This window comes from Nitrospira moscoviensis (genome assembly GCF_001273775.1).
Taxonomy (GTDB): Bacteria; Nitrospirota; Nitrospiria; order Nitrospirales; family Nitrospiraceae; genus Nitrospira_D; species Nitrospira_D moscoviensis.
The window spans coordinates 2,939,254-2,952,414 of record NZ_CP011801.1; the positions used below are offsets into that span (position 1 = coordinate 2,939,254).

At 57.8% G+C, this 13,161-nt stretch carries 13 protein-coding genes; 11 read left to right on the forward strand and 2 right to left on the reverse strand.

Annotated elements, in window-relative coordinates; genetic code table 11:
- Positions 1-437: 437 nt before the first annotated feature.
- The 3 genes from NITMOv2_RS14325 (at position 438) to NITMOv2_RS25090 (ending at position 3,304) form a co-directional block, all read left to right on the forward strand.
- Positions 438-1,541: a PD-(D/E)XK nuclease family protein gene (locus tag NITMOv2_RS14325; protein ID WP_053380518.1), complete on the forward strand. Its 1,104-nt coding sequence runs from the start codon at positions 438-440 to the stop codon at positions 1,539-1,541.
- 76 nt (positions 1,542-1,617) lie between these two features.
- Positions 1,618-2,892, forward strand: coding sequence for a recombination directionality factor (locus NITMOv2_RS14330; RefSeq protein ID WP_053380519.1), 1,275 nt, complete (start codon positions 1,618-1,620; stop codon positions 2,890-2,892).
- A gap of 190 nt (positions 2,893-3,082) precedes the next feature.
- Complete coding sequence (locus NITMOv2_RS25090; protein WP_053380520.1) at positions 3,083-3,304, forward strand: type II toxin-antitoxin system VapB family antitoxin; 222 nt, start codon at positions 3,083-3,085, stop codon at positions 3,302-3,304.
- A 355-nt stretch (positions 3,305-3,659) separates the two neighbouring features.
- On the opposite strand, the gene NITMOv2_RS14345 is transcribed toward NITMOv2_RS25090, so the two are convergent.
- Positions 3,660-4,337, reverse strand: coding sequence for a helix-turn-helix domain-containing protein (locus NITMOv2_RS14345; RefSeq protein ID WP_053380522.1), 678 nt, complete (start codon positions 4,335-4,337; stop codon positions 3,660-3,662).
- A 578-nt stretch (positions 4,338-4,915) separates the two neighbouring features.
- Here NITMOv2_RS14345 and NITMOv2_RS14350 point away from each other — a divergent pair.
- From NITMOv2_RS14350 to NITMOv2_RS14385, 8 genes are all read left to right on the forward strand, one after another.
- Entirely contained in the window at positions 4,916-5,518 is a 603-nt protein-coding gene (locus NITMOv2_RS14350) for a hypothetical protein (RefSeq protein ID WP_053380523.1), read from the forward strand.
- Positions 5,496-6,119: a hypothetical protein gene (locus NITMOv2_RS23570; RefSeq protein WP_145976355.1), complete on the forward strand. Its 624-nt coding sequence runs from the start codon at positions 5,496-5,498 to the stop codon at positions 6,117-6,119. Before NITMOv2_RS14350 ends, NITMOv2_RS23570 begins: the two co-directional genes overlap by 23 nt.
- Positions 6,055-7,254: a ParB/RepB/Spo0J family partition protein gene (locus tag NITMOv2_RS14360; RefSeq protein WP_053380525.1), complete on the forward strand. Its 1,200-nt coding sequence runs from the start codon at positions 6,055-6,057 to the stop codon at positions 7,252-7,254. Before NITMOv2_RS23570 ends, NITMOv2_RS14360 begins: the two co-directional genes overlap by 65 nt.
- Before the next feature lie 160 nt (positions 7,255-7,414).
- The gene (locus tag NITMOv2_RS14365) at positions 7,415-8,086 is read left to right on the forward strand and encodes a hypothetical protein (RefSeq protein WP_053380526.1); all 672 of its coding nucleotides are present in this window, start codon (positions 7,415-7,417) and stop codon (positions 8,084-8,086) included.
- A gap of 169 nt (positions 8,087-8,255) precedes the next feature.
- Positions 8,256-8,840 (forward strand): hypothetical protein, encoded by a 585-nt coding sequence (locus NITMOv2_RS14370; protein ID WP_053380527.1) that lies wholly within the window; start codon positions 8,256-8,258, stop codon positions 8,838-8,840.
- A 320-nt stretch (positions 8,841-9,160) separates the two neighbouring features.
- Positions 9,161-10,240, forward strand: coding sequence for a PD-(D/E)XK nuclease family protein (locus NITMOv2_RS22865; protein ID WP_083448046.1), 1,080 nt, complete (start codon positions 9,161-9,163; stop codon positions 10,238-10,240).
- Positions 10,241-10,334: 94 nt separating this feature from the next.
- Positions 10,335-10,997 carry a hypothetical protein gene (locus NITMOv2_RS14380; RefSeq protein WP_053380529.1) on the forward strand — a complete coding sequence of 221 codons (663 nt, stop codon included), beginning with the start codon at positions 10,335-10,337 and terminating at the stop codon, positions 10,995-10,997.
- Positions 10,994-11,317: a hypothetical protein gene (locus tag NITMOv2_RS14385; protein ID WP_053380530.1), complete on the forward strand. Its 324-nt coding sequence runs from the start codon at positions 10,994-10,996 to the stop codon at positions 11,315-11,317. Before NITMOv2_RS14380 ends, NITMOv2_RS14385 begins: the two co-directional genes overlap by 4 nt.
- 282 nt (positions 11,318-11,599) lie before the next feature.
- Here the strand turns inward: NITMOv2_RS14385 and NITMOv2_RS14390 are convergent, their stop codons facing one another.
- Positions 11,600-13,036, reverse strand: a complete 1,437-nt coding sequence (locus NITMOv2_RS14390) for a type IV secretory system conjugative DNA transfer family protein (protein WP_053380531.1) — start codon at positions 13,034-13,036, stop codon at positions 11,600-11,602.
- Between the last annotated feature and the right edge of the window lie 125 nt (positions 13,037-13,161).

The window sequence follows — 13,161 nt, forward strand, 5'->3', positions numbered from 1 at the left end:
GTCATCCAGCAGGAGTTCTTCGAGGCACTCCCGACGACCAGCTACGGTCGGTTCCGGTGGAACGCGCATCTCCTTCACCTTCCTCGCCTCCTCGTGGAGCGGGTCATTCTGTTGCCCCTGTCACGCGTTGTCTTCCGGGATACTCTTTCCAGAGGTCCGTCGCAAATGTTCCGCCCTGCCGTTCAAGACCCGCCGGACGGAACGGTACAGTCCAAACCAGCGAAAGGGCGCCCCGCACCCCACCCCCGGACCCGCTTCTGTTTTCCATTGTGAATATAGAGACCACCGCGCCTCTATTTTCACTCTGGCACATCGAGTTCGTGTTGTTTGCCCTCCTCGACCACGCCCCTCCCCTCATTCTGGCGGCCACGACCGGATAGACCCGCAGCGGTTCTTCTTCTCGGTATTTCCGAATATGAGCCCTCGACAGGTGGTCTATGCTCGCCGAACTGATCCATCCCCTCGCCGCCATGGGAGCACAGGACTGGCCGTATCGGCCCCGTCCCTCCAGCGCCGGTCCCAACCAATGTGTGCGGAAACTGGTCTACCACGCGCGCGAGTTCCCGCGAAGACAGGCCCACGGCCGGTTCCTGGTCGTGCTGGACGACAGTTCCTGGCACGAAGAGCTCACGCTGAATTGGATTGAGCAATCGGCGTTTCAGCTGCGGGATCGCCAGACGGAGGTCGTCTGCGGGGAAACTGTCTTCGCAGGGGAGTCGTACACGATCCTGGGCCACATCGACGGGATCGTCACTGATCTGCTCGGCATCGACCGACTGCTTGAACACAAGGCCATCGAACACTTCACCTTCCAACGGTACGCGGAGGGCGACTACCCCCTCGATTACTTCGCGCAGGTCTGCCTCTATTTACGCGGCATCACCCAACTCAACCCGGACATCGACGAAGCCCTGCTCCTCATCAAAAACAAGAATCAGAGCGCCTACCTCGAATATCGACTGCACTACGACTTGCCCAACGACCGACTCACCGTGTGCGAGATCGTGCATTCGAACGGAGAACGGTCTTTCCCGAAACAGGACGTCATCGGTCTGTACCAGCAAGCGCTTGCCCGATTCGCGCAGATCGAACAGCATCGGGCTGACCAGACCTTGCCGGACCGACCCTACGAAGACGACTCCAATTACCATTGCCAGTACTGCCCTTACTCACGCCTGTGTTGGGAAGGCCACGTGGCTCCGGTCCTCACGAATACGGTACCTCTCTCACCCGACATGGCGGCACTGGCTGCGGAGTACCTTGATCTCGACGCCAGGATCAAACCCCTCAACAAACGATTCGACCATGTGAAGAAGCTGCTGAAAGCCGGCCTCAAGACGCAGCAAGCCAGCGAAGCAGAGGGGCACGGGTTCATCGTCCGCATCAACCAATCCACGCAGACCAGACATGACGTGAAGCTGTTGCCGTCTTATGTCCAGGAGTTGGCTGAGACTTCCCTGTCTATCGAAAAACTGTCGGTGAACAGGATCGCCCAGGAATGGGGGCCTCTCCAAACCGATCCCAACCCTCAGGTCGCCTGATCCAGGCAGGGCCGCCGAACCTCACCAACATCACGTCATCGTTCGTCCCAAGTCCATCACAAGGAGACACATCGTCATGACCACGACCTTCATTCCGTTCACGCGCATCAACGGCCTCTCCAACCGCCGTCGCTATCCGATCATCGGCAAGATTCGCCTGGGCATCCGAGCGCTCGGCAAGAGCGGCAGCTATCCCGTCGAAACCCCCTACTTCGTCGTGCCCAAGGAGGTCCAAGAACTCTATGGGGAGAAACCCACCGAGCTGGACGTCATGTTTCCCTCCAACAATCCGGAGCTGATTTTTCCCCAATCCCTCCGATGGTACGGGAACTCCCATGGGCTGAAATGCATCGGGAACAAGAAACAGGCCCAGCGCCTCGACGAACGCACCTTCCGATTCGAGCCACGCGAATGCCCCTGCGAACTGCTCGAGAAAGGCGAGTGCTCGGAGCGCGCGCAGCTGCTCGTCATGCTTCCCAGGATCAGCATGGCCGGTCTCTACCAGATCGACATCGGCAGCTCGAACAGCATGATCGACATCAACTCCTACTTCGACTGGATGAATACCCACATCGGACGGTTCGCGATGATCCAGCTCAAACTCCGCCGGGTCCCCAGACACATGGTCCACAAGGGCCAGCCCCGTACCCATTACCCGCTCGCCCTCCGCTTCGACGGGTCCGCCGCCGACATCGAAGAGTTGAAAAAGCTAAACGCGGAGATCCTCAGCAAGCTGGGTTCCATCGAAGTCCAGGAACCGGAGGACACGAATCCGGCCATCGACCCGCAGACCACCACAGTCCTCGAACACGACCTCCCGAAGGCGTTGTCCCTGAACGGACCCGGCTCTGAGCAGGCCGAGAGCGCCACATCTGAGGCGCCGGCCACCTCCGATCCGGCACGACCCGTGGAACAGGCTGATCAATCCCCCTCTGCCGCTCCCGACACGCCGGCAGCGCCACAGATGACCGAGCCCCAGAAACGGCGCATTCTGCGAAAAGCCACGGAAGCGGGATTGGCCGAGGACCTCATTCTCGCCAAGATCCACCATCTGACAAAGAAAGAGGCGTCGGCACTGATTTCCCAACTCGACCGGCAGGACCATTCGTTCTTCGACGCCGCTGCTCCGGCCACGGCGCCGGCACTTTCGGGTCCGCGGTCTGAGGTATTGGAACCCCGCGCGAACGCAACGCTAAAGGCCAACGAGCGCCTGACCCCGATGACCCGCGTCCAATTCAAGACGAGCGGCGACGCGACCGCATTCGATCAAGCAGCCGACGGTGAAGCCCCAGTGGCCGATGGCGGAGGGTTACCCCCTTTCCTTCCCACTACGGAAGGAGTCGAATTCTAAGAGGACCATGTCTCGATCACACTCGTGAACACTGATTGCATGAACGCCGTTCAGACCGCGGCAATCGTTGCCAGCACCATCATCTTCCAGTGATTCGTAGTACATATGAACAAAGGAACCGTTTTGGCACCCATATCATCGTCACGTATGATAGAGCCATCATGCTGAAATCATAGATGCATGGGATGACATGAAGACCACTATCGAGATCGATCGGCATCTCCTGCGACAGGCTCAGAAGGCGCTTGGCACAGATACTATCAAAGGGACCGTCGAAGCCAGTCTACGAACGGTCATCCGCCAGGGTCAGTTACAGAAGCTCGCGAATGCGCTCAGGACGATTCCTCTCGACCTGACCTCCGCACAGCTTCGACAACAACGGCGCAAACGGACCCCGCATGTATCTCGTTGACACGTACGTGGGATCCATACCCCGCATCCCGCCGGTCATCCCGAAATCGGTGCACGACTCAAGCCGTTGATCCTCAGCGGAGCCACCGCGATCACCGAGTGGATTCTGCTCGAACTGATGACGAACCTCACGAAGTCCGAACATCCGGATACCTTGCTGCAGTGGTTTGTGTTTTCCCTCGAACGAAAGGCCGCCGTCCTCCAGTGGCTCAGACCGCTTCGCATTTCACACCGCCAGTGCCGTTGAAGGATCAGCGATACGGCAGGCACTTCCATGCGACAAGACTGCAGGGCCTGAAAATACGAAGGGCTGACAGGATCTCACTCCCGTCAGCCCGCATCATTGCAAACCCGGCTTATTTTTTCTCTCCGACCTCGATCTTGGCAGCCTGCAACCCCTGAACCAACTTCATCCAAGCGGGCGGCAGGACGCTGGCGAGTTCCCCCAAGGCCTTCCCTGAAATGTTCCGGAGCGCATCGAAGAGCCCAACCTCCCCCTCCTCTTTTCTCACCAGCGGCAACATCCAATCCGGGAAATATCCCGCTGCAACCAGATAGTCCTCGACCGGCTGGTCCAAGGCCACCGCCAAGGCTCTCACCTCACTCTTCGTCAAGCCCGCCAGTCCCGCCGCCACCAACCCAAGCCGCCCATTGAAGCCCAATTGCGCATCCAACAGCCTGATTTCGGTTTCCGATCGTCCTTTGAGATCAGCCTGAACCCGCCGTTGGAACTCCTCCGGCATGTTCTCTTCCCCCCGAGGCGAAAGATGGGCCGCGACTTCAGGAGAGACGATCAATCGCGCACGCGCCAGGAGGAGGCTATGCGTCACCGCTGCCCGCTCCTGAAGATCCGCACAACAGACCCGTGCGATGGCCCGCAGCGTTTCATCGCTCGGCAATGCCCCGCTCTGTTCATCCTCGATCTGGTACAGGTGCGCAGGAGACATCTTGAGCTGGCGAGCCAACTCTCTCGGGTTCAATCCCGCCCGCGTCCGCACCTCGCGAATCAAAGTCCACAGGGCCGTCTCAGCCATCCTGACTCCTTATCTATAAAGCAACGGATAGACGTATAACAAAGTTGGTCATCCGTGTAAAGACAGGCAATCTCAAAATACCATCAATTTTCACATTGTGTATTTTCCATAACTTACAATCACTATACCTGAATCTGTATTACTCAGGAGACGACACGTTACTGTGGTTCGTATCCCTCTTGATATCTGTTAACTAGTTTACATACAATACCGCTTCAACTCCACGCTGGAGTTCGCTTTGAGCGTAGTCAACATGAACTTTCAGGAATCTACACACGCGCACTCTCGCTCGGCCCACCGTTTTCCGATTCATTCGTGCGGGCTCATCCGGTCATCGGTACGGCTCCATCCGAATTCGTCCGAGCTCAGTCTCCAGAACCCACGTTCCTCCAGCACGCCTCCCTTCCTCGCCGTCTGCCAGCCCTTCTCCATGGGACCAGAAGCCATCCGTGTTTCTCCTCGAGGAATTGGAACATCTTGCGTCGGGGCACCAGTCTTCCATTGCATCCAGTCTCTTCAGTTCATATCGCTGTTCATGTCTGTCACCTTGTTCATCTACATAAGGGAAAGGGGTCATCATGTTGGGGCCTTCAGACGCTTCGTTGCACCTCGCCAATCCTCAGAACGCCATCTTCGAACTTTGGCAGAAGCACGACAGACTCATCGAGGCGGTCATCGACCGCTACCACTGCCTCGATCCGGCCGTCAGCCGAGAAGATCTCAAACAACAATCGTTCATCGCCTTCGTTGAGGGCCTGGCGAACTACGACTTCACGAAAGGGGCGCACTGCCAACTGAGCAGCTATATCTACCGATTCCTCCAAAAGGAGTTCCACCGGCTCGTTCCGGGCAGGGACAAAATCGTGCTCGTCGAGGATCCCAGCGGGACCTTCCTCAAGTTCATCGAATACTCGACCTACGAAAAGCGGAAGCGAGAATTCCAACAGCTTGGCTACCGCACCACCATCCTCTCTCGAATCGAGCGATTCCAGGAGACCTCGTTCAAGGCTGCGCGAGACGAGGCTAGCGAAGATTCTCAGGACGTACCCGCCTCACAGGATGGGCTCGACGATGACATCCACGCGATCGATGTCTCATCTCCGGACGTCGAAGACTCGATCCCGGCATGGATGGACGCACGGCACGCGGAGCGATTCAGTGAAGACCAGCCTGCTCGTTAACACCTCGAAGCAGGAGTTCCACGCGCTGGCCCGAGAACTTGGGATCGCCCATGGCCTGACCTGCCCGCGAATCGACGCGCTCGGGGAGGTCCCATACATCTCGCTGACCACCTTCCGCCAGGTGCTGACGCGGTTCCACATCACGCATACCACCCAGCAACTCCGCCTCTGGCTCCCCCTTCCCCACACGCACCTTCCGGCCCCCCTGCAGTTTCTACTCCGCCATGCGCCAGAGCGATGGTATCTCCTCCGGACCCGCGGCCGGGGCGGGCGCAACGGTCGCCGCTACGCCGTCCCTCTCAGCTTTCTGTCGCCGGAAGCCGAGGACTTCGTCCGGACCCGCCAGCTCGTCCGCAAGGACATCTCCGACGACACGTTGATCCACACCGTTCGCGCCTTGCTCGGAACCAACCCCCGACTGAGGTCGACAGACATCCATCGGCACTTCCTGCGGGAAGGCTTCTCCATTCACTATCAGGCTGTTCGGAAAGCAGTCGGAACCATCAAACTGCGAGGACTGTATGCAACCCTCTGTCATGATCCCAGTCAACCAGTTGATCGTGAACCCCGAGTACAGGGAACTATTTCCCCCGCTCGCTGACCCCGACTTCGACGACCTCTGCCGGAGCGTCGCGGAAGTCGGCATTCTCTGCCATCTGATCGTCGAGCGGACCAGTGACCGGTACACGATTCTCTCCGGTCACCATCGCTACGAGGCAGCCATCCGAGCCAAGTACGGCGAGGTGCCGTGCAGCATCGCCACCACTCTGGAAGAAAAGATCGCCGCCATCTTCGACAACGTCCATCGCCGCCACCTGTCACCCCACGACCAAGAGCGTCTTCGGCAGTGCGAGGCCGATTGGAAACGCAAGGCCCTCCAACGCCTCATCCCGGAACTGCAGGCCCTGATTCCGTATCTTCCCGGCGAGATCAAGCTGACCCTCGCCGCCGCCTCGCCCGAACGGCAGCGCGCCTATCTCACGGAGCTTCAGCAACGGCTCACCGCTCACAGCAGCTCCGCTGCATCAGTCGCCCCGGCTGCCGAGCAGAGCTCGTTGATTCACGATCTCCGGCAGCAACTCCAGGAGAAACAGCTCCAGATCCAATCCCTCAACAACCAGATCACCACACTCCAACAAACGCTCAAGCAGGCGAAGTCCCTCGCCACGACCCTGACCTCGAAACAGAAGGCGACCAACGCGACCGTCGATCATGCCGTGCAGAGCCGTTTCCAGACAGAGCTGGAGGACTTCAGACAACGGCTGGAGGACCTCTCCAAGCAGCTGCAAGCGGCTCACAAGGACAAGGAGACACTGGAGGAGCAACTCCAGCAGGAACGCAACCGGATCAAAGCCATGGAGGCAGAGGTCAAAGCCGCCGCACTCCAACAGCAGCAGGCGGTCGGCCGATTCCAGGACTCGCTCCGCCACAGCCCCGGGCCCGAACTCCTCTCCAACGGACTCGATTGCGCCAGTCAGATCCTCGCCACATTGGCCGCCTATGCCAAGACGATCACGACCTGGAGTCCCGGAACACCGGACCTGGCGGCGAAGACCTTGCGCAAAGTCGAGCACCAGCTCGGACTGCTGCAAGAGGCCGTTTCGGAGGCCTCCCGCAGGGGACAGGACGCTCATCCCCTCGGGAACGGGACGCCCAAACTCAGCGTGGTTGGGGCCGGTGCCTCAAAACTGAACACCGGGCGGCCAAGGGAGAGAGGCAAATCACTGGACGGGTGACCATCAGTTGTTGCCGTTGCTGACAGCGGGCTTCCGGACCTAAGCCAAATGGCTAAGCTGCCCCCTACGAATGTCTAGGTGTGCGAAGGGTCGTCTTGCTGGTATAAAAGCCATGGACCATCACAACCCTGTAAACCCTGACCCAGAGCCACGTTGCTCTATGGACTGTCATGACACGTCAACGCTCTCTCCCTGCCAGGGTGTCGCCAATGCCACGCTGGCGAAGACCACGCTCCTGCAACGCATCCGTGTGGCCCTCACCAGGGTCAGCTTCTATAACCAGGTCGCCAAGGAACCCGAATCCTGCCCCTCTTCGCTGATTGAACAACAAATCCTCACGCTGCTGCTCGCCTCGCAGCTCCACAGCATGTTCCGGAGCAGCCTCGTGCGCGCGCTTGATGTGTGCTGCCCGAGCCTCGACGAAGCCATTCACCAGCTCGTCACCAAGGGTCTCATTCACGTGCAGACCACCGACCTTCCCTCGAAAGACGTGCTGCTGACTCTTGAACCAGGCGGAGCGCTCGCCGCCCATCGCCTCCTCCAATGGCCCCATGTGCTCGACTCCGTCCTTGAATCACTCAGTCCTGCCACCCAGGAGGAATTGTACGCCCACCTGCTCCACACCCTCCTGCAGCTTCAGGAGGCCAAGCAGATCCCCACCAGCCTGATGTGTATCACCTGCCGGCACTTCCGGCCCAGGCAGTACCCGAAGAATCCGGAGAAGCCGCACCATTGCGCCTTCGTCGACGCCCCATTCGGTGACCGGGACGTGCAGATCGACTGTTCTGAACATTCCGACTCCGACCCCCTCCCGCGCGGTCCCATCATCTAACCACTCGTTCTGGCGGAGCCCGGCGCCATCCTCTCGTTCAGGGGCGTCCGTTGAGTGCCGCTCCACCTGCCGTCTGGCTGTAATACATGGGTAGATTGGACTCAGATACCATGATCTCCCGCCTACTCTGCTGGGGGACACGACCCCCCTTTTCCTCGGAGCAGGACCGATGACCGCCGCGGGCAAGAGCCCGACGCGATTCGCGTTCACCTTCCACGCGACCATCTTCAGGAAGGATCCCGCGTTTGTCGCTCGTGTCACCTGGGACTTCACCCAACAGAAGATCCATCGAGACCACGCGCCGCTCGAACGGAAGCCGAAAGGCCGGTTTCATGCGGAGGTCACTGGAACGTTCACCGCGTCGGTTGGGGACATCATCGAGGCACAGCGCGGACGGACGAAAGAGCGCGACAGCCGCGCGTTCTTCCTCGTCGCCCCGTCCGGGACACTGATCCTTGTCGCCTTTGCGGACGAATTGGATGATGTGATTCGAGTCGGAAACTATCTCGCCGGCCGGCTCGCGGTCGAGGACCTTGGGAAGGGAGGCTGGGTCTTCGATAAAGTGCGGAGCGATTGGAACGGCGAGCCGGTCAGTGGGGAACCGCAGAACCTTGAGAGGACGCCATCACCCAGTTCATCCCTGTCGAGAGACAGCATGGATCACCGCAAACCGGATCTCCTTCACGAACTCTCACGGCCGGACGTGATTCCTGAGGCGAAGGGCAGACATCGCCGGCTTCGCCCTCCTGTCTGAGCAGGCACCGCTCACTCCGCACGCTGTGGCAGTCCCCCAAGGGATCAGGAGAACAGCAGCACGGGACAGTAGAAATACAGCGAGTCTGCCGGTCCGCCATCACGTGGATCAGAGCGGCGGTGCCTGAGCCGGACCGTCCTTGGTGGCGTCTAACCTCCACCACACCGCTTTGAATCTCTGAGATCATTCGCTCTGAATGCGCACCGCTCACTGCCATCAGAGTCCCGATCTGCATACCTGGCTTCCTTGTCGATTTCTCAGTGCATTTGGCTTATTCTAGGGCCGGTCCATCAACAAATCTCTTTCGGCGATTTTAAGTTGTGATTAGCGATTCGCTACTCGAAACCCTTGCCTCGCTACGAAGATTTGAAAAACAGATTTTTGTTGCTGAGAATTTTCTCACTGCGGCCTTTGCATTCCTACTTAAAAATGACAGGTCGTTCCTCAGAAATTATCTGAAGCACCTTGGGTATCGTTGCTCAGCACTTCCCGAGGTCCAAACCCAGAAGACTCATGGCACTGAGAGTGGAAACATACCGGATATTGTATTTTCAAACCGTCACACCTATATCGTTCAAGAGAACAAGATTGATGCTCCGCTAGGAAAGAAGAATCAACTTGCACGATATGCGAGACAGGTTAGGGGCAGCAAGAAACGAATTAAGGGATTGGTTTATGTGCGGAGAGCGCACAAGCCGCATCATTCGATTCCCCGTTCTATCGCTGGCATTCGAATCCAGCTGCTGACATGGAATACAGTCGCTTCTCTTATTAGGAGATCACCCCAGGATGTGCATAGTAACTCGAAGTGGCCTAGAGAGGAGTTTTACAGATTTCTGGAGGCTCATCGGATGACATCCCCACCGGCTCTCGATATCTCCAAGTTAACTTCGGCATGGAAACAGTTTGAGCCGCAGCAGAACACTTTGAGACGGCTGATCGAAGGTTCAAGGGATGCTATTGAGAGAAGACTTGGCAACACTACATACAAGATTCGCATTCCCCGCTCAGGAGAGGAGTATCCAGGAATTTACATTTACTACGCAAAAGGCAGACGACTGAAGGGGGCTATGCGATACCAAGACCTGTGGGCGTGGTGTGGTGTCTATCCCTGGGAGGGAACAATTTATGCTGATGCAGAAATTGGCTGGGGGCAAAAATATGAGCTTGCAATCACACCTGCTTTCAGGAATCGCCTAGAGAAGAATGGGTTCGAATACTATGCAGAACCAAATGATCCGGCCTTTCCATATGAAGTGTATTCAATCGAGAAGCCTTTGCGACAAATTATTGGTCCGTCCACAGATTTTGAAAAGCAATCCACCTCCGCCACCCGCTGGTTCACGCGGCAAGCGCAAGTGATTGCGCGCATGCTAGTGTCGCTTGAACGAATAATGTAGCAGTTCCAGACGAAGGTGATTTGTTTTTGCACCAAGTGTAGCAGGATAGATCGATATAAATTAATAACTAGCCCCCAGGAGGGGCGTCGATGGTATGAACACAGAAAGACAAGTGCTTCGGGTCGGCATCGATGGCGAGTGGGAAGCGGGTGAATTTGCGACTTCGCTCAACGCCCTCGATCGTCTGTACATGCTGCGTTTCGCCCTTGCCCTGGAATTAGAAGAACTGCGTGAACTCCGAGACTTTTACACAGATGCTCCGTTCCCGCCGTTCCCACGCTCCATCAAGTGGCTTCGCCGATGGGCAAGATTGGCTCCGCCTTCGTTCTTCCGGCAAGAGCGCGCTCCGCTGCTCAGCGGAGGCTCGCTCACAATCCTGGCTGCAGACCTTCTGGAACCAGAAGAGCGATTGGTCGTGCAACGCGTACTGTACGGGTCCCCAGGCATCAAGGACCTTATAGGGGTCGGGGAGATCATTGGGCACTTGAAAGACCTGCTGATTCGGCTCATCGAGCATTGGTCAACGAGACGGCAACGTTCGTTGGAGAATGAACGCCGAGAGCTAGAGAACCAGCAGCTGCAGGTCGAAATCGCTAGGCAGTTCGTCGGCCTCGCGCAGGAGCTCGGTTACACGAAGAAAGAAATGCGACAGCTTGTCGCCTCCGTTGTACTGGAGCAAAGGCCGCTCGTGCAACTCGTTGCGGTGGGTAAGATCACGTCCGCCGACACGATCAACAACGAGCCGCAATCCTCATGAATCGATTCGACGACCTGCTACAGCGGATCACTCTGCTGAACACTCAACTCCAGCCCGTGAAGGACCATCTCGGGTCGGATACGAGAAAGATGCTATACGTCAAACTCTGGTCCATAGTGGGAGAGCTGAACGCTATGCTCCATCTCGGCCTCGACAACACCGCGTTGGACCTGAAAGTCGACGGACACAGAATCATAATCCACTACTGGTCTGGCGTCGGAGGATCCGTCGAGACCGAGGTCAGCGTTTTCATAGATCGCTCGTTCGCGGTGCAAAGGCACACGAAAAACCTTGCAACGGGAAACGTCACGATGACATGAGGGCTGGGAGCCTAGCAATGGCTTGAAGCGGACAGCGCTTCGCGCCGCCGCTGAAGCCAGAACGAGTTAGGCCCCACACGACGACGCAACACTATTGTGCTCGGCTTGTGAAAAACTCCACTACACTGCACTGCGTTCCGGCCAGCTCCAGCCCAAATACACCCTCACCCAACTCTTTGATGCAATTGGCCTGGTATTCCTGGAGTGAGCCGAGTTGCGTACCGGCAACTGATGCTAAACCGCGTGCCGGAAGTCTACGCCGTCAGAGAAACCCCTTGAATTTCAAGCCGGACGCGAAACCCCAACGGCGGTTTGATCGCTTGGGGCAGGCGCCGGGGACTCGACTGACCTTAGGGGACTGACGACGGGGAACTTCACATTTACGTAGAGCGGCGTCGTATCCATGGTCTGGCCCTTGTACGTCTGCCCGTACGTGCGGAAATAGAACCATCGTTTCGGGAGAGACATCACGCGATCGCGGAGGACCTGGCGCCGTGCCGTCAACTTCATCATCACCCGGCCACCGACCTCAATCATCGGCTCATCTCGAGTGACCAGCGGCGTCGAATCCTCCACGTATTGCGCGGTCTCCGGATGGTTCAGGAGGAAGTAGGCCCAGGAATTGATGTTGTCCATGATGCTCTGCGCCGCGTACGGCCCGACTTCCTCCTGGATCTGCGCGAGCGACTGCGTATACAGATGGATCCAGATATTGGCCCCACCGCCCTTATTGAACAGCTCTTTGATGTCGGGGTAGAGCACGTTATGGCCCTCGTCGATGTGCAGACACAAGGGCGGAGTAAGCGCACGCCCGGAGGCAAACAGGCGTCCCACCAGGCTCTGAATCATGGAGATGAACACCTTCGCGATAATATGAGCCGTCCGGCGCGTCAGTAGACTGCCGGTATTGCAGACCATGATCACGCGTTTCCCGGATTCGAGCCGCCGAATGAATTCATTCGTCTTTGCCTTGCCGATGATCCGTCCGGTCGTGCCGAAGGTCAGTGCCGACAACATCGTCTGGAGCGATGTCGAGACCTTGGCGTAGAAGTCCGCCATATTCGGACCATGCGTGATCTGATCGATCGCCATGCACAGTTCCTCCGTCCCCGGCAACGCCTGAAGCGTATCTCGGAACTGCATCAGGTCCTTATGACCGGCTCGCAGCTTCACATCGTAGAACGAGATCTGAGGAGGGATTCCCTTCGCCTTGGCGAGTATGATCAAGCCTGCTACGATGACTTGAGCCACCTGGGTCGCAATCGCAATATAAAAATCCTCGCGCGCCTTGATCCCTGAGACGATGTGATTCACCAGCTCGTCTTCCATGTAGTAACTCGACAACGGGTCCAGGTAGACCGACTCATCGGGAAAGATCGGCGTGAGCAGCATCAGTTCCCCCAGCCGCCCACACTCGGCTGCTGTTTGCACGACTTTTGAAAACAACTCGATGTCTCCCTTCGGATCGACCACGACCACCGAGTAGCCCTTCCTGATGTCCTGCTCGATGATATTCTCCATCAGGCGCGTCTTGCCCACCCGCGTCGTTCCCAGGCAGCCGAAATGCCCACTTCGATCGGCATCCCGCATCACAAAGACCCCTTCCCGTTGGTTGTCGTCGAGATTGGCGCCGAATCCCAACAACGTCAGGTCCGGATGAATTGGGTGCGGTCGGCCCTTGCTGTTGAGCGCACGGAGCAGTTCCAGTGGAGAAGCCATCGTCCCACCATCCTTGCGCGAAGGCGTCATTCAGTGATCAACCTCATGCGAGTACTACCGGTTGGAGAATGAGAGCACGATTCAGCATGGGGGACCGCTTTGCCAGGTACAATTCGCTCGACTGT